Below are 16522 nucleotides of genomic sequence, written 5' to 3'. Positions count from 1 at the left end.
CGGAACAACGGCGCGCCCGGCGCCGAGCAGCGGACCGTGCCCTACCGCTCAAGCGCGAACCCCGCACCGGCTTCACCGCACCGCACCGCTCCCCTCGACAACCCGGTCCAGCCATTCCTCCAGCAACGCCTCGAACAACACCGGCTGCTCGAACTGCAGGTTGTGCCCCGCCCGGTCGAGCACCGCGTAACTCGCCCGCGGATAGTGCCCCAGCAACTCGTACAGCTCCGCGAATCCCGTGGACGCGTCCTGCCGCCCGCACACGATCAGCGCGGGTTTCCGGTACGCCGGACCGCTTTCCGGATCGACCGACAACCTCCAGCCCGCCAGCATCCGCCGCAGCGCATTCCGGTCGGCGACCGCCAGACCGGGCGCGACGTCCGCCCGGAAACGCGCCAGCGTCTCCGCGGACTGGACCACCGCGATCTCCCCGTATTCCGCCGCCTCCGCCGGATCGAGACTCTCCAGCAGCTCCGGATCGGCGCGCAGCACCTCGTGGTCCGGCACGTCCCGCTCCAGGACCGGCACCGGACGGCCGACCGGGCACACCAGCGCCAGCCCGGCGACCTGCGCGGGCCGCGCGCGAACCAGCCCGCGCGCCAGATAACCCCCGTACGACTCCCCGACCAGCAAGAACGGCTCGTCGCCGATCAGGTCGTCCACCACGTCCTCCAGCGCGGCGACGAGGTCGTCCGAACCGCTCGCGGACCCGGCGGGCGACTCGCCCATCCCGGGCAGATCCGGGTAGATCCGCCGGAATCCGGGCCGCCGCGCGAAGACCGGCTCGAGACAGCCGGTCATCAGGCGGTGGTCCGGCATCCAGCCGTGGACGGCCAGCACCGGCGTGCCGGAACCGTGTTCGACGTAATGCATCGTTCCCTCCCTGTCAGCCGGACACCGTTGTACCGCACGGCACCGACAATTCCGGGACGCCCGCGGCCGGGAGGAGGCCGGCGCCGGGCGCCGGGGGCGCATTTCCGGGAGAATTCCCCGGAAAGTCAGCCGCGGGAGCCGATCAATTCCCTTTCGGGAGCCGGGCGCCCCGCGGCGGGACGGCGCGGAACACAAGCCAGCAGAAGGAAACCCGCCACGACGCCCAGGAGCACGTGGCCGGCGACGGCGCACAATCCGCACAATGCGGTCCATAGGACGATCTTCATCCACCGAGTGTAGGACCGCGAAGAATCGCCGAGAGCGGACTTGGGGAAGACTTAGGGTTAGGTCGAACGGAATTCCCCGGAAGAAGCAAAAGAAAGGGTTGCCTTTCCTTTCCGTCCCGCGAGGGGCCCTTCCGGTGCGGCGGCGGGGGCGGTCCGGCAGGATCGGGGACGTGCCCACGCCCGGAACCAGCGCGCTCGTCGTCACGCTCCCGTCCGCCGCCGTCCTGCTCGAAACCGCCGCGGCCGTCGACCCCGGACTCGTCCGGCCCGGCCTTCCGCCGCACGTCACGGCGTTGTACCCGTTCCTGCCCGCCGACCGGCTCACCGACCGGACCGACACCGGCGTCCGTCAGCTCGCCGCCGGCTTCCCCGCGACGGACGTGCGGCTGACCGATCTGGTCACCGCGCCCGGATTCGTCGCCGCGGCCGCCCCAGCGCTGCAGCCCCTCGCCGACGCTGTCTGCGATCACTGGCCCGAAGCGCCCCCGTACGGCGGCCGTTTCGGGACGCACCCGCCAGCGCATCTCACGATCGCTCTCGGCGGCACCGACGACCAGCGCGCCGAGGTCGCCGAACGGGCGCGAGCCGCGCTGCCGATCACCGCCCGGGCGGAAGCGGTGCATCTCGTCGTGCTCACGGAGCAGGGTTGGCAGCTCCGGCTGTCGGCTCCGCTCGGAACGCCCGCGCGATAGCCCGCAGCCGGGCCACCTCCGCCGCGAAAGCCGTCTCCTGGGGCAACACCGCCGGTTCGTCCGGCACCGGCGCGGCCGAACTGCGCAGCACCTGCGCGGCCGCGCCCGGCGACAGCTCAGGCCCGACGCCGGACAGCAGCAGCCCGTCGTTGATCTCGCTCATCATGGTCAGCAGCCGCTCCCGTCCGGTCCCCGACGCGTCGTCGAGGCGGACGACGTCCGGGTACCGCGAAGCGAGGTGTTCCCGAAGCGGCCGCAGCACCGACCGCGTCCGCGCGTCGCGCACGGCCTGTCCCAACGCGGGCAACGCCGGCACCGTCAGCCCCACCACGATCAGCAGCACCGAAACCGCGGGGAAGCCGACCGCGAGCGTGCACCGAATGGTCGAAAACGCACCGCGGCACAGCTTCGTGACCGGATGTTCGGCCGTCAGATCGCCGATCAAATCGACGATCTTGCCGACCAGATAAGCGAAAGCGAACACACAAGCCACGAGCATGATGCCCAGCCCGGCCCGCAACGCACCGGTGCCCGCGCGCACCGCCCCTGCCGACACCACGGCGATGTCGGCCACCGCCAAGCCCAAGTACAGCGTGTAGACGACGATGTACACGACCAGTGACGGATTAGACCGGTACAGCTCGTCGAAGAGCCCGACGCCCGTCGGCAGCCCGCGCGTCGCGAAGAACGACGCAGTAAGCACAACAAGTGCGACAATCAACGCTCCGAGCCGCGCACGCCGTCGACGCTCTGCCACGCCGCCGATCTCCGCGACAGTCACCTCGATGCCGTACGCGGCCACCATCGTCGCGAGGTTCGACAGCAGCCGCCCCAAGCTCGGGTACAGCTGGCTCTCGATCGCCTGCGCGCTGTCGGCGAGCAAGCACAACGCGACGCCGAGGGCGATCAAGCTGATCGCCAAGCCCGCGCCCGCACCAGTTCGCCGTGCGCGCACCGCGCGCCAGATCCCGACCGCGAGGGCGAACAGGCCGACCCCGAAGAAAAGAACGTCGATCATCCGCGCGCTACCCCAGCAGCGACGCGAAGCGCCGCGCGCGATCCGCTGCCGGACCGGAAGCGCCTGGCCGCAACTGGGCGCCGTCCGCCGTCGCGGCGCTCATCAGGAACACGGCAATGAGCTCCGCTTCGTACTCGTCGGAATTCGTGGTGACGCGGGTGAGCAGATGCGACAGCAGGTGCGCGCTGAGATCCGGCGCGACTGTCGCCGCTTCGGCGTCCGTGAGCACGCATTCGCCGCGATGGCCGCACAGCAAGTGCGCGATTTCGTGAGCGATGATGTGGTCCTGGTGCAACGACGACGTGCTCATCGCGTACGCGATGAGATCGAAGTCGTGATGCCGCTGCCACGCACCCGAGGGCTGGCCGGGCGCGTAATCGACCGCGATCAGGTCGATCTCGCGGCCGCGATGCTGTTCCAGCCGGTCGATCCACGCGTTCATCGACCACGGCCGCGGGGCGGGCACGTGCCGCAGCAGGTCGCGCACCCGGTCGCGGGCGCGCACTCGCACGGTCGGGTCGATGTCCCCTCCCGAGGCGATCGGCGGCTGGACCAGCCTGGTGCACCAGGGTGTCCCCGGCGCTCCGGCCGTCGCCAGCATAGCCGCCCGGCTCACTCCGGCTTGCGTCCGCGCCGGGTGCGATCGCGTCCCCCGGTGTAGCTGTCGAGCTGGTCCATCAGGGCGGACACGGTCCGCCGGTCGCGCTCGGACAGCCGCATCGCGCGCTGCGCCAGGTCGCGGGCCTGGGTGTCGCGCCAGGCGACGACGTCGGCGACCTGCTCGTCGACCCGGCCGGCGACCTCGTCGTCGAAGAAGTAGGTGACCGGCACGCCGAAGAACCGCGCGAGCGCCTGGATGTGCGACCGCTTCGGGTCGCGCCGGGCCCCGACGGCCAGCTGCTGCACGTGCGTGGCCGACATGCTGACGCCGGTGACGTCGGCGACGCCCTGCGCGATCTCGCGGTAGGAGTAGGGCTTGCGGTCCGGCGGGTGCACCGTCGCGATCAGGTGCGCCAGCCGCTGCGCGAAGCTGCGCTCCTCCGCCTGCTCGGCCATGCCGCCCCCACCATCGTTCCGTCTCCGTAACAGCGTCCAGCATAACCGTCCCGAAAACTTGACACCAGCCGTCCCGTTCCGGCTACACTCGCCCCGCGCATCGTTTAGAAAACTAAACACCGGGATCCGCGTGCGGTCGCTGGGGGTGCCCGCACGCGGTCCCGCGCTTGCGCGTGCTGGTCCGCGCGAGGGACGCACAAGTGACGCACAGACTGCGGAGGTAGGTTGTGCGCCATGACACTCCCCCACAGTCCCGAAAGGACACCCGTCGTCGTCACCGGCGGCAGCGGCTTCATCGGCCGCGCTGTCGTGCGCGAGTTTCGTGAGCGCGGTTATCCGGTCACCGTCGTGGACCGCGTGCGCTACGAGACGACGGACAAGGGAGTGCGCGTCGTCGTCGGAGACCTGCGCGACGCCGAAACCCGCGAAGCGGCTGTCGAAGCAGGCGTCGGCGGGATCGTGCACCTCGCCGCGCTGACGTCCGTGCTGAAGTCAGTAGAGCTGCCGCGCGACACGTACGCGGAGAACGTCGCGGTGACACAAGAACTTCTCGAACTGTGCCGCGTACGCGAGGTGCCGCGCTTCATTCTCGCGTCTACGAACGCAGTGATCGGCGACGTCGGCACTAACACCATCACGGTCGACCTGCCCACGAAGCCGCTTACGCCGTACGGCGCCACGAAAGCGGCCTGCGAGATGCTGCTGTCGGGCTACGCGGGCGCGTACGGCATCACGACGTGCGCGTTGCGCTTCACCAACGTGTACGGACCCGGCATGTCGCATAAAGACAGCTTCGTCCCGCGCATGATGCGCGCGGCGTTGAATAATGAAGGCGTGCGTGTGTACGGCACCGGAGAACAGCGTCGCGACCTCGTGCACGTTGACGACGTCGTACGCGCGATCGCGCTCGCGTACGAGAGCGGCTACACCGGCCGCGCCATCGTCGGTGCCGGACATTCGGTGTCAGTACTGGAAATGGTCGAGACCGTGCGCGCGGTGACCGGGGCCGAGTTGCCGGTGGAGCACGTGCCCGCGCCGGCCGGCGAGATGCCCGCGGTGGTCGTGGACGTGTCGACGAGCGCCGAAACCATCGGCTACCAGCCGGAAATCACCCTCGCCGACGGTCTCGCCACGGCCTGGAAGTACTTCTCCGGACTGGACCGGGCCGAGGCGCCGTGACCGGATTCCTCCGCCGCCACGCGTTCCTGCTGGTGCTCCTCGCCGCGGGAACCACGCTGCGGGTGCTGTCCTGGGTCGCGTACCAGCCGGCGCTGCTGTACATCGATTCCTTCCGGTACCTGGACAATCTGCACGGCCTGCGCGCCGACGGGATCAACCCGGTCGGCTACGACCTGCTGCTGCGGCCGCTGCTCGCGGTCGGCGGGCTGTCGTTCGTCGCCGCCGTGCAGCACCTGGGCGGCCTGGCGATCGCCATCGGGATCTACGCGCTGGCCCGGCGGCTCGGTGCCCGCTATTGGGTAAGCGCGCTGGCCGCCGCGCCGCTGCTGCTCGACGCGTACCAGGTGCAGATCGAGCAGAACATCATGGCCGAGGTGCTGTTCGAGGCACTGCTGTTCGGACTGCTGTGGCTGGTGCTGGCCAAGGGAAAACCGAACTGGCGGCGGATCGCGCTGGCCGGGCTCGTGGTCGGATTCGGCGTGCTGGTGCGGCTGATCGGCATCACGATCGCCGTGCCGTTCCTGCTGTACGTGCTCGCCGCGGGCAGCGCTTGGCGGTCGTGGCGCGGCTGGCGCGACGCCGGGATCGGGCTCCTCGCGATCCTCGTCGTGGTGGTCCCGTACGCGGCGCAAGTCCGGGCAGAGACCGGAAAATGGGGGCTGAGCGGGCCGTCCGGCAGCATGCTGTACGGCCGCACCGCCGCGGTCGCCGACTGCGCGAAACTTCAGCTCGACCCGGCCGTGCGGCAGTTCTGCCCCACCGAACCGGTCGAGAACCGGCTCGTCGACAACTACACGCACGCCGATCTCGACCCGGCCTGGCCCGGCCCGCTGCCGCCCGGCGCGGACAAAGGCGCGCTGGCGCGCGAATTCGCCGTGACCACGCTGAAAGCGCAGTGGTGGGACGTCGCGACGTCGATCCTCGGCGACTTCGGGAAGAGCTTCCAGTTCACCCGCCACACCGCGGCCACCGACGTGCCGATCGACCGGTGGCAGTTCCAGCTGACGTACCCGCAGTTCGCCGATCCCGCCGCGCTCAAAGCGGTCACGCAGCAGTACGACGGCACCGATCCCCAGGTCAACGAGCCGATCGCGGTGTTCCTGCGCGACTACCAGATCAACGGCGGATTCGTGCCCGGCGCGGTGCTCGGGTTCTTCGCGCTGCTCGGCCTGCTGACCGTGCTGCGCCGCAAGAAACCCCGTCACATCGCCCGCAGCGGTGCGCTGTTCGCCGCGGGCACTGGGTTGTTCCTGCTGTTCGCGTCTGCGGTGTTCGAGTTTTCTTGGCGCTACCAACTGCCTGCGCTCGTGCTGTTGCCGGTCGCCGGCGCGCTCGGGTTCACCACGCTCACCGTCGCAAGCCGTCGCCGCCTCGGCAGTTATCCCGACGCTGTCGACGAAGGTGCGATCGCGGACTTCCACGACCGTCATCCCGGCGCGAAGCTGTCCGAGCTGACCGTGGTGATCGCCGCGTACAACGAAGCTGGCGGCATCGGCCAAGTACTGGAGAAGATGCCGGACGAATGTCTCGGGCTGCCAGTAGCCGTCCTGGTGGTCGTAGACGGCGGCACGGACAACACTGCGGCTATCGCAGAAGACCATGGCGCGTACGTGTGCGTCGCGCCGACTAACCGCGGCCAGGGCGCCGCGCTTCGCCTCGGATACCACCTCGCTGCCGAGAACGGCGCGAAGTACATCGTGACGACCGACGGCGACGGTCAGTACGACAACAGCGAAATGGCCGAACTCCTCGCGCCACTTCTGGACGGTACTGCGGATTTCGTGACGGGCTCCCGGCGATTGGGGCACGAAGAGGCCGACAGCCGGATGCGCTGGGTAGGCGTGCGCGTGTTCGCGTGGCTCGCTTCGGTGCTCACTTGGCGGCGGATCACCGACACGTCGTTCGGATTCCGTTCGCTGCGCGCGGAACTCGCGTGCGCGATCCCGTTGAACGAGCCGCAGTACCAATCGTCGGAACTGTTGCTGGGCGCGACCGCGCGAGGCGCGCGCGTCCTCGAACGGCCGATGAGCATGCGGCTGCGCAAGGCGGGCAAGAGCAAAAAGGGCGGCAGCGTCGTGTACGGCGCGAACTACGCGCGAGTCATGACAGGGACGTGGTGGCGGGGGTACGTGCTGCGCCGCGGTCGAAAACGAACCGGTCGAGCATCGTGAACTTCGCGACGAACACCAGCGCGTAGCTGAGCACGTACGCCGCGTCGAGCAGTACGACCCACCAGAAGTGCGGCAGGTGCAGCGGCGCCAGCAGATGCCCGGCGAGCGTGGTCAGGCCGACCGAGGCGAGGCCGCCGAGCGAGATGACGACGACGTAGGGCAGCAGCTCGCGGCCCAGTTCGGGACGGCCGCGGCGGCCCCACACCCAGCGCCGGGTCAGGAAGAAGTTCAGCACCGCCCCGGCCGCGAACGCGCACGTGCTGGCGAGCCACGGGGCGCCGCCGGCGGCGAGCACCGCGATCAGCGCGGCCTGGCTGAGCAGGGTCGCGGCGACCGAACTGGCGGCCGCGCGGACGAACCGGGCCAGGCCGCGACGGCGCGGCCTGGGCGATTCCTCCGTCGTGCGCGGGTTCGCCGGGTTGGTTACCGTCGTCATAGTCCCAGTCTCCCCTCGGGCCGCCGGTTCCGCCGCGCGGCCCCCCGGCCCACAGCGGATTCACAGCTGACTGCCAGCCGAACGACAGCGGCCGGCGATTAGGTTCGGATCTGCCACCGCGACACCGGGCGTCGTGTACAACGAAAGGCCGTGCCTGTCGCGAAAACGAAAGGAAAGGGTGCTCCGGATGCGAGTGCTGGTTCTCGGCGGTGACGGTTACCTGGGCTGGCCCACTGCGCTCCACTTGTCGGACAAAGGCCACGAAGTGGCTGTTCTGGACAATTTCGCGCGACGGCAGTACGACGTCGAACTCGGCACCGAGAGCCTCGTCCCGATCGAAGACCTGGGCGCCCGCGCCGACGCGTGGCACGCGGTGTCCGGAAAGCGCATTCAGCGCTACGAAGGCGACCTGCTCGACGCGGAATTCCTCTTCGCGGCGGTGCGCGAATTCCGTCCTTCCGCGATCGTGCATTTCGCCGAGCAGCGGTCCGCGCCGTATTCGATGATCGACCGCGAGCACGCCGTCTACACGCAGCACAACAACGTGGTCGGCAACCTCAACCTGCTGTACGCGATCGCCGAACTCGATCCGGACATCCACCTGGTCAAACTGGGCACAATGGGCGAGTACGGCACCCCTAACATCGACATCGAGGAAGGCTGGCTCGAAGTCGAGCACAACGGCCGCCGCGACCGGATGCTGTACCCGAAGAAACCGGGTTCGTTCTACCACCTGTCGAAGGTGCACGACTCGCACAACATCGAGTTCGCCTGCCGGATCTGGGACCTGCGCGCGACCGACCTCAACCAGGGCGTGGTGTACGGCCAGCAGACGCCGCAGACCGCGCTCGACCCCCGGCTGGCGACGCGGTTCGACTACGACGCGGTGTTCGGCACGGTGCTCAACCGGTTCGTCATCCAGGCCGTTCTGGGGCAGCCGCTCACGGTGTACGGCAAGGGCGGGCAGACGCGCGGCCTGATCGACATCCGCGACACCGTCGAGTGCATCCGGCTCGCCGTGGAGAATCCGGCCGGGCGCGGTGAGTTCCGGGTGTTCAACCAGATGACCGAGAGCATGTCGGTGCGGGAGATCGCCGAACTCGTCGCCGACCGCTTCCCCGGGCCGGTGCAGATCGAGAACCTGGACAACCCGCGGGTGGAGCAGCCCGAGCACTACTACCACGTCAAGCACACCGGGCTGGTCGGGCTGGGGCTGGAGCCGCACCTGCTGTCGGACACGCTGATCGAGTCGATGTTCGACATCGTGGGCGCGAACAAGCACCGGGTGAACGACGAGCGGCTGCGCCCGACGGTGCGCTGGCGCGGGGCTGTCGAAACCTCCTGACCTCCGGCCGTTTCCGTCTCGTTTCGCCTGGTTCCGCCGCCGTCGCGGAAATTGTCGGTGGCGGGTGGGATGCTTCTTCGGGTCAGCCCCTGAAGGGGACGGAACCGGGAGAGCGGCAAGGAAAACGTGGGGGACGAAGCAGCGGCGCGGTGGAGCCCGGAGCGGGTGCTCGAACTTGCGCCGGACGCCGCGTCGGCGAAAGCCGGGCGCGGGCAGGCGGCACCGGCCAAATGGTCGGACGCGGGCGCGTCGGGCCGCGCCGTCTGGGGCGCGTGCCAGGGCAGCGGGAAGCGGCCCTACCAGACGACGGTGGAAACGGCCGGGCCCGCGTTCCGGTGCACCTGCCCGAGCCGGAAGTTCCCGTGCAAGCACGCGCTGGGGTTGCTGCTGCTCTGGTCGGAGGGACAGCTCCCCCGCGCGGAGGAGCCCGGATGGGTGCACCAGTGGCTGGACGAACGGGCCGCGCGAGCGGAGCGGGCCGAGAAGAAGACGGACGCGCCGAAGGATCTCGAGGCGGCGGCGAAGCGGGCGCAGGAGCGGCTCGCGCGCGTCACCGCCGGGGCCGCTGAGCTGCGCGGATGGCTCGCCGACCGGGTGTCCGCCGGCTTCGCGACGTTCGAACGCGGCGGCACCGACGAGCTGTACACGGTTGCCTCGCGCATGGTCGACGCGCAAGCTCCCGGGCTGGCGAACGGCCTGCGCCGGGCCGCCGCGCTGGTAGGCCGCGGCCGGGACTGGCCGGAGCGGCTGCTGGCCGAGTTGTCGCTGGTGTACGTGCTCGCGGACGCGGCGAATCGGCTGGAATCGCTGCCCGCCGGGCTCGCCGACACCGTCCGGACCCGGCTCGGGTTTTCGGTGAGCAACGCGCAGGTGCTGGAGTCCGGCGAGCGGGTGCCGGACCAATGGCTGGTCACCGGCGCGATCGACGAGGAACAGGATTCGCTGCGCAGCAGGCGCACGTGGCTGCGGGGCAAACGCAGCGGCCGGGACGCGCTGGTGCTGTCGTTCGCGCCGCCCGGGCGTCCGCTGGACAGTTCGCTGCCGCCGGGGTTCGTGGTCGCGGGGGAATTGGTGTTCCACCCGGGCGCGGTGCCGTTGCGGGCGGTGTTCGACCATCGCGAGGAACCCGAGGCTCCGGAAGCCGCCCCGGTCGGCGGCACGGTCGCTTCGGCCCTGGCCGAGCACGCTGCCGCGCTCGCGGCTGATCCGTGGCTGGACCGGTGGCCGGTGCTGCTGTCCGATCTCCGCCCGGCGCGGCACGGCGAGGGCTGGGCACTGTCCGATGTAGACGGTGCCGCTTTGCCGTTGGTACCGACGGTGGATCCTTGGCCGCTGCTGGCCGTCGCTGCCGAGCAGCCGGTCACGGTGGCCGCGGAATGGACGACGGCGGGGTTGCGGCCGTTGAGCTGCTGGCATCAGAACGGGATGGTGCGACTGTGACCGCCTGGGACGACCTCGTCGGCACCGTTCTCCTCGGCACCCGCCGCAGAACCGTCGACCCTGCCAGTTTGCCTTCCGGGGTAAAGGAAATCGCCGAACAACGCACCGAACCCGCCGACCAGGCGCTCGTCGCCGCGGCCGCCTACACCGGGTACCGCCGAGCCGGGCAGCGACCGCTCGCCGGCATCGAACCCGAACCCGCCGCGGCCGCGGACAACCGGCCGTTCCTCCCGGCCGTGGCGCGGGCGCGGCTCGTGCACCTGCTCTCCGCCAACCGGCCCGAACTGGTCGAGGAATGGCTCGCCACGGTGGCGGGCAAGGGATTCCGCGTTCCGGCCGAGCGGCTGCCCGCGCTGGCCGACGCGGCGCGGACCCGGGTGTCGCTGCGGGCGCCGCTCGCCACGGTCGCCGGGCCGGTCGGGGCGTGGCTCGGCGAGCGGAACCCGGAGTGGGCGTTCCTGGTCGCCGCCGCGGACGACACCAGCGACAATGCCTGGCAGTTCGGCACCGCGGCACGACGGCAGGCGTGGCTGGAACGCGTGCTCGTCGCCGATCCCGCCCGCGCGCGGGAGACGCTCGCCGCGGCCTGGAGCAACGAACCGGCCGACGTCAGGGCGACCTTCCTGGCCCTGCTCGGCGAACATCTCGCCGACGAGGACGAGCCGTTCGTCGAAGCCGCGCTCGGCGACCGGGCGGCCGGGGTGCGCGAGATCGCGTTGCGGCTGATCGGCCGGTACCCCGATTCGGCCTCCGGCGAGCGGATGATCGAACGGCTGCGGGCCTGCGTCACCGTGCGCAGCCGCGCGTTGCGGGCCGACGTCCTCGAATTCACTCCGCCCGAGCCGGACGACGGCCTGATCCGCGACGGCATCCGCGTCCCGGCCGGGCCCGGGCAGGGCACTGCCCGGCTGCGCGCGATCATCGCCGCCACTCCCCTGCGGTTCTGGGCCGAGTACGGCAGCCCGGGTGAACTGGCCGGGATGCTCGTCGAAGGCCCGCCGCTGAACGTGGTGCGCGAAAGCTGGGCCACCGCGGCGCTTCGGCAGCGCGACGAGGAATGGGCGCAAGCCCTCGTGGAAGCCGAACCGGGGGGACGCAGCACCGCGGCGCTCATCGGCGTGCTGTCGCCCGAACAGCAGGCCGCCACGGTCGCGAAGCTGACTCGCGGGCTGCCGGTCGAAGCCCTCACCCGGCTCATCCTCGACCTGCCGCAGCCGTGGCCCGCCGCGCTCGGCACGGTGCTGCTCGACTGGGTCGCCGGGCAACGCGACCACCGGCTGGTCGCGCACGCGGCCGCGCTGATCGCGAAAGCCGTGCCGGTCCCCTGCCTCGGCCACCCGCTGGCCGAGATCCCGCTTCCCGGCGAGGCCGCCCCGTGGCGGCGCGCAGTCGCCGAAACCCTGTCCTTCCGCCGTGAAATGCACAAGGAGCTCGCATGACGTCCCCCGTCCTCCGGCCGCACGCCGAACAGGAATACGCCGGCGAACTGGCCGCTCTCGCCGCGGCCGACGACCGGGCGAAACCGCCGTCGTGGCGGCTTTCGCCCTGGGCGGTGGTCACCTACCTGCTCGGCGGGAAACTCGGCGACGGCACCGAGATCAGCCCCAAGTACGTCGGCCCGCGGCGGCTGATCGAGGTCGCGGTCGCCACCCTCGCCACCGACCGCGCGCTGCTGTTGCTCGGCGTGCCGGGCACGGCGAAGACCTGGGTGTCCGAGCACCTCGCGGCGGCGATCAGCGGCGACTCCACACTGCTCGTCCAAGGCACCGCGGGCACCTCCGAGGAGCAGATCCGCTACGGCTGGAACTACGCGCGGCTCATCGCCGAGGGACCGAGCGACCAGGCCCTGGTCGAAAGCCCGGTCCTGCGCGCGATGCGGGACGGCAAGGTCGCTCGGCTCGAAGAGCTCACCCGCATCCCCGCGGACGTGCAGGACTCGCTGATCACCATCCTGTCCGAGAAGACGCTGCCGATCCCCGAACTGGGAGGCGAAGTCCAGGCCCGGCCCGGGTTCACGCTGGTGGCCACGGCGAACAACCGGGACAAGGGCGTCAACGAGCTGTCGAGCGCGCTGCGCCGCCGGTTCAACACCGTCGTGCTCCCGCTGCCGGACACCGCCGAGGCCGAGGTGGAGATCGTCCGGCGGCGGGTCGGGCAGCTGGGCGCCGCGCTGTCGCTGCCCGCCGAAGCCGCCGATCTCGCCGAAATCCGCCGCGTGGTCACGGTTTTCCGCGAGCTGCGCGCGGGTCGCACCGAAGACGGCCGCACGGCGGTGAAAACCCCGTCGGGCACGCTGTCGACGGCGGAAGCCATCAGCGTGCTCACCGGCGGTCTCGCACTGGCCGCGCACTTCGGCGACGGCGTGCTGCGGGCGCAGGACGTCGCGGCCGGGATTCACGGCGCGGTCGTGAAGGACCCGGTGGCCGACAGCGCGATCTGGAGCGAGTACCTGGAAACCGTCGTGCGCGAGCGGGAAGGCTGGGCCGACTTCTACCGGGCAGGCCAGGAGATCGCCGGATGACCACTCACCTCCTCGGGATCCGGCACCACGGTCCCGGTTCGGCGCGGGCGGTGGCCGCCCGGCTCGCCGAACTGGAACCGGACGTGGTGCTGATCGAGGGACCGCCGGAGGCGGACCAGCTCGTCGATCTCGCCGCGGACGACGCCATGCGGCCGCCGGTCGCGTTGCTGGCGTACGCGTCCGACGACGTGTCGCGCGCGGCGTTCTGGCCGTTCGCGGTGTTCAGCCCGGAATGGCAGGCGCTGCGGTACGCCGCCGCGGCCGGCGTGCCGGTGAAGTTCTGCGATCTCCCGGCGGCGCACCAGTTCGCGCTCGGCGAGGAACGGACCGCGCCCCGCGCCGACCCGCTCGCGGAACTCGCCTCGGCGGGCGGGTACGACGACCCGGAACGCTGGTGGGACGACTTCGTCGAGTCCCGCCGGGGCGGGGAATCGCCGTTCGAGGTGATCGCCGACGCGATGACCGCGCTGCGCGAGGACGACCGGCCGGACGATCCGCACGAGCGGCGGCGCGAGGCGTACATGCGGAACGTGCTGCGCAAGGCGCGGAAGGAAGGCTACGAACGGATCGCCGTGGTGTGCGGGGCCTGGCACGTGCCCGCGCTGGCCGATCCGCTGCCGCCCGCTTCCCAGGACAACGCTGTCCTCAAAGGACTCCCGAAGCGGAAGGTCGTGTGCACGTGGGTGCCGTGGACGCACGGCAGGCTCGCCTCGGTCACCGGCTACGGCGCGGGCGTCCGCTCGCCCGGCTGGTACCACCATCTGTTCAGCACGACTGACGACGTCACCACCCGGTGGCTCACCGCCGTCGCCGGGGTGCTGCGCGAGGAAGACCTGCCCGTCTCCACCGCGCACGTGATCGAAGCAGTGCGGCTGGCCGACACGCTGGCCGCGCTGCGCGGACGGTCGTCGGCCGGGCTGGCCGAGGTCGACGCCGCCACCCGCGCGGTCTTGTGCGGAGGCGACGACGTCCAGGCCGACCTGGTCACCCGGCGGCTGGTGGTCGGCGAACTGCTCGGCGAGGTTCCGGAGACCGTCCCGCAAGCGCCGCTGGCCGCCGACCTGATCGCCACCGCCCGGCGGCTCCGGCTCAAACGCGAGCCCCAGGCGCGCGAACTCGATCTGGACCTGCGCACGCCCGGCGGCCTGGACCGCTCCCGCCTGCTGCACCGCCTGCAGATCCTCGGCATTCCCTGGGGCGAGCCGGAACTGTCCTCGGTGCGGAGCAAAGGCACCTTCCGCGAGACCTGGACCCTGTGCTGGGAACCGGGTTTCGAGGTCGACCTGGTCGCGGCCGCGGTGCACGGAACCACCGTGCCCGCCGCCGCCACCGCGGTCGTGCGCGAAACCGTCGCCGAGTCTCCCCCGCTCGCCGACATCACCGCCGCGGTAGAGCGCTGTCTCCTGGCCGACCTTGGCGACGCGCTGCCGGAAACCCTTGCCGCACTGGACACTCGCGCCGCCGCCGACGCGGACGTCGCGCACCTCATGACGGCCCTGCCTCCGCTCGCGCGGGCAACCCGCTACGGCGACGTCCGCGGCACCGACACCGCACGGTTGCGCGAAGTCGCCGACCGGATCCTCACCCGAGTCTGCGCCGGGCTCCCGCCCGCGGTGCACGGCATCGACGAGGAGGCCGCCGCACAGTTCTGCGAACTGGTCGACGACGTCCACGAAGCCACCGATCTACTTGGCGACGCGGCCCGCGACCGCTGGTTCACTGCCCTCGCCCGGCTGTCTGCTCGCGACTCACTGCCGCCGCTGCTGGCCGGCCGCATCGTGCGTCTCCTGCACGACGCCGACCTGCTCGACGGCTCGGAGGTCGAGCTCCGGCTGGGCCGCATGCTCACCCCCGGAATCGTCCCGACGGACGGCGCGGGCTACGTCGAAGGCTTCTTCTCGGGCGGCGCGCTCCTGCTGGTCCACGACGAACGCATGCTGCGCGTGGTCGACACCTGGCTGGCTTCGATCCCGCCCGAGGTCTTCACCGAGGTGCTTCCCTTGCTGCGCCGCACTTTCGGCGCCTTCGCCGGTCCCGAAAAACGCGCGATCGGCGAACGCGCCGCCACCCTGTCCGGCACTCGCCGCGCCGAAGCGACGGTCGTCGAGGACCTGGACGAACTCCGTGCCGCGGCCGCCTTGCCGGTCTTCGCCACCCTCCTGGGAGCCGCCCCGTGACCACCGACCCCGAACGCCTCCGCCGCTGGCGCCTAGTGCTGGGCGGAGATTCCGACGGCACCGGCCACGCACTGTCCGAAGGGGACACCGGCGTCGACAACGTGCTGGCCGCCCTTTACGACGAGCGCCCCAAGAACTCCCGCGGCAGCGGCGAACGCAGCGGCGGCCTGCAAGCCTCCGCACCGCGCGTCGCGCGCTGGCTGGGCGACATCCGGAAGTACTTCCCCGGCTCGGTCGTCCAGGTCATGCAACGCGACGCCGTGGACCGGCTCGGCATCACCCGGATGCTGCTGGAGCCGGAACTGCTGAGCGCCGTGGAACCGGACGTCCACCTGGTCGGGACCCTGTTGTCCCTCAACAATGTCCTGCCGGAGGAGACGAAGGAAACCGCGCGCACCGTCGTGCGCAAGGTCGTCACCGAACTGGAGGAACGGCTCGCCGAACGGACCCGAGCCGCAGTGCGCGGCGCACTGGACCGCGCGGCCCGCACCCAACGCCCCCGAGGCGCGGACATCGACTGGAACCGCACGGTCCGCCGGAATCTGAAACACTACTCCCCCGAGCTGAAAACCATTGTGCCCGAACAGCTTTTCGGCTTCGGCCGCCGGGAACAGAGCGTCCGGCGCGACGTGATCCTGGCCGTCGACCAGTCCGGTTCGATGGCGGAATCCGTGGTGTACTCCGGAGTTTTCGGCGCGGCACTTGCCTCGATGCGCGCTCTGAGCACGAAGTTCGTCGCGTTCGACACCGCGGTCGCCGACCTCTCCGACCACCTGGACGATCCCGTCGACGTCCTGTTCGGCACCCAGCTCGGCGGCGGCACCGACATCAACCGCGCGTTGGCGTACTGCCAGGGACTGGTGGAGCGCCCCGAGCAGACGCTCCTGGTGCTGATCAGCGACCTGTACGAAGGCGGAGTCCGGGACGACCTGCTGCGCCGGGTCGCAGACCTGGTCGGCTCCGGGGTGCAGGTGGTCACGCTGCTGGCGCTGTCGGACTCCGGAGCGCCGTTCTACGACCACGAGAACGCGGCCGCGCTCACCGAACTGGGGGTGCCCGCTTTCGCCTGCACGCCGGATCTTTTCCCGGACCTGATGGCAGCCGCGCTCCGAAGGGAGGACCTGAGCCGCTGGGCGGCCGCCGCGACCGCGCAATGACCTGACGCCAGGCCGAGTTCGCGCAGCACGGTTTCGCCGGGGAACGCACCGAGGCGGATGGGCAATGCCGGTGGGGCTCCGGGGTATCCAGCGGCACAAGCCTTGTCGTCTGCGCACGGTTTCGTCGGCGCTGTCGTCGCTTGGCTTAAGGACGTCCCTCATGTCTCGCC

Annotated in this window: 15 protein-coding genes; 9 read left to right on the top strand and 6 right to left on the bottom strand. The window is 70.9% G+C overall.

What is annotated here, in order from left to right; genetic code table 11:
- Window positions 1-72: 72 nt before the first annotated feature.
- The gene (locus ACZ7SW_RS25800; RefSeq protein WP_470232930.1) at window positions 73-873 is read right to left on the bottom strand and encodes an alpha/beta fold hydrolase; all 801 of its coding nucleotides are present in this window, start codon (window positions 871-873) and stop codon (window positions 73-75) included.
- Window positions 874-998: 125 nt separating this feature from the next.
- Window positions 999-1160, bottom strand: coding sequence for a hypothetical protein (locus tag ACZ7SW_RS25795; protein ID WP_470232929.1), 162 nt, complete (start codon window positions 1158-1160; stop codon window positions 999-1001).
- A 170-nt stretch (window positions 1161-1330) separates the two neighbouring features.
- Between ACZ7SW_RS25795 and ACZ7SW_RS25790 the strand changes: the two genes are divergently transcribed.
- Complete coding sequence (locus ACZ7SW_RS25790; protein WP_470232928.1) at window positions 1331-1852, top strand: 2'-5' RNA ligase family protein; 522 nt, start codon at window positions 1331-1333, stop codon at window positions 1850-1852.
- Here the strand turns inward: ACZ7SW_RS25790 and ACZ7SW_RS25785 are convergent.
- The 3 genes from ACZ7SW_RS25785 to ACZ7SW_RS25775 are packed head-to-tail and all read right to left on the bottom strand — an operon-like array spanning window position 1794 to window position 3926.
- Window positions 1794-2870 carry a hypothetical protein gene (locus ACZ7SW_RS25785; RefSeq protein ID WP_470232927.1) on the bottom strand — a complete coding sequence of 359 codons (1077 nt, stop codon included), beginning with the start codon at window positions 2868-2870 and terminating at the stop codon, window positions 1794-1796. The genes ACZ7SW_RS25790 and ACZ7SW_RS25785 overlap by 59 nt on opposite strands.
- Before the next feature lie 7 nt (window positions 2871-2877).
- Window positions 2878-3486 (bottom strand): hypothetical protein, encoded by a 609-nt coding sequence (locus tag ACZ7SW_RS25780; protein ID WP_470232926.1) that lies wholly within the window; start codon window positions 3484-3486, stop codon window positions 2878-2880.
- A complete protein-coding gene (locus tag ACZ7SW_RS25775) occupies window positions 3483-3926 on the bottom strand; it encodes an XRE family transcriptional regulator (RefSeq protein ID WP_470232925.1) in 444 nt (147 codons plus the stop codon). The genes ACZ7SW_RS25780 and ACZ7SW_RS25775 overlap by 4 nt, the downstream gene beginning before the upstream one ends.
- Window positions 3927-4160: 234 nt before the next feature.
- On the opposite strand from ACZ7SW_RS25775, the gene ACZ7SW_RS25770 reads away from it, so the two are divergent.
- A complete protein-coding gene (locus ACZ7SW_RS25770) occupies window positions 4161-5105 on the top strand; it encodes an NAD-dependent epimerase/dehydratase family protein (protein WP_470232924.1) in 945 nt (314 codons plus the stop codon).
- A complete protein-coding gene (locus ACZ7SW_RS25765; protein WP_470232923.1) occupies window positions 5102-7276 on the top strand; it encodes a glycosyltransferase family 2 protein in 2175 nt (724 codons plus the stop codon). Before ACZ7SW_RS25770 ends, ACZ7SW_RS25765 begins: the two co-directional genes overlap by 4 nt.
- Here ACZ7SW_RS25765 and ACZ7SW_RS25760 read toward each other — a convergent pair.
- On the bottom strand, window positions 7206-7712 hold the full coding sequence (locus ACZ7SW_RS25760; protein WP_470232922.1) for a GtrA family protein: 507 nt from the start codon (window positions 7710-7712) through the stop codon (window positions 7206-7208). The two genes, ACZ7SW_RS25765 and ACZ7SW_RS25760, sit on opposite strands and share 71 nt — an antisense overlap.
- 187 nt (window positions 7713-7899) lie before the next feature.
- Between ACZ7SW_RS25760 and ACZ7SW_RS25755 the strand changes: the two genes are divergently transcribed.
- The 6 genes from ACZ7SW_RS25755 (at window position 7900) to ACZ7SW_RS25730 (ending at window position 16352) form a co-directional block, all read left to right on the top strand.
- A complete protein-coding gene (locus tag ACZ7SW_RS25755; protein WP_470232921.1) occupies window positions 7900-9057 on the top strand; it encodes an NAD-dependent epimerase/dehydratase family protein in 1158 nt (385 codons plus the stop codon).
- 126 nt (window positions 9058-9183) lie between these two features.
- Entirely contained in the window at window positions 9184-10497 is a 1314-nt protein-coding gene (locus ACZ7SW_RS25750; RefSeq protein ID WP_470232920.1) for an SWIM zinc finger family protein, read from the top strand.
- The gene (locus tag ACZ7SW_RS25745; RefSeq protein WP_470232919.1) at window positions 10494-11936 is read left to right on the top strand and encodes a DUF5691 domain-containing protein; all 1443 of its coding nucleotides are present in this window, start codon (window positions 10494-10496) and stop codon (window positions 11934-11936) included. Before ACZ7SW_RS25750 ends, ACZ7SW_RS25745 begins: the two co-directional genes overlap by 4 nt.
- Window positions 11933-13018, top strand: a complete 1086-nt coding sequence (locus ACZ7SW_RS25740; RefSeq protein ID WP_470232918.1) for an ATP-binding protein — start codon at window positions 11933-11935, stop codon at window positions 13016-13018. Before ACZ7SW_RS25745 ends, ACZ7SW_RS25740 begins: the two co-directional genes overlap by 4 nt.
- Window positions 13015-15195 carry a DUF5682 family protein gene (locus tag ACZ7SW_RS25735; protein ID WP_470232917.1) on the top strand — a complete coding sequence of 727 codons (2181 nt, stop codon included), beginning with the start codon at window positions 13015-13017 and terminating at the stop codon, window positions 15193-15195. The genes ACZ7SW_RS25740 and ACZ7SW_RS25735 overlap by 4 nt, the downstream gene beginning before the upstream one ends.
- Entirely contained in the window at window positions 15192-16352 is a 1161-nt protein-coding gene (locus ACZ7SW_RS25730; protein ID WP_470232916.1) for a VWA domain-containing protein, read from the top strand. Before ACZ7SW_RS25735 ends, ACZ7SW_RS25730 begins: the two co-directional genes overlap by 4 nt.
- Window positions 16353-16522 lie beyond the last annotated feature (170 nt).

The sequence above is a fragment of the Amycolatopsis sp. NPDC114484 genome (genome assembly GCF_055633755.1).
The sequence above is the reverse complement of the archived record's forward strand: the minus strand, read 5'-3'. Positions and strand labels throughout refer to the sequence as shown.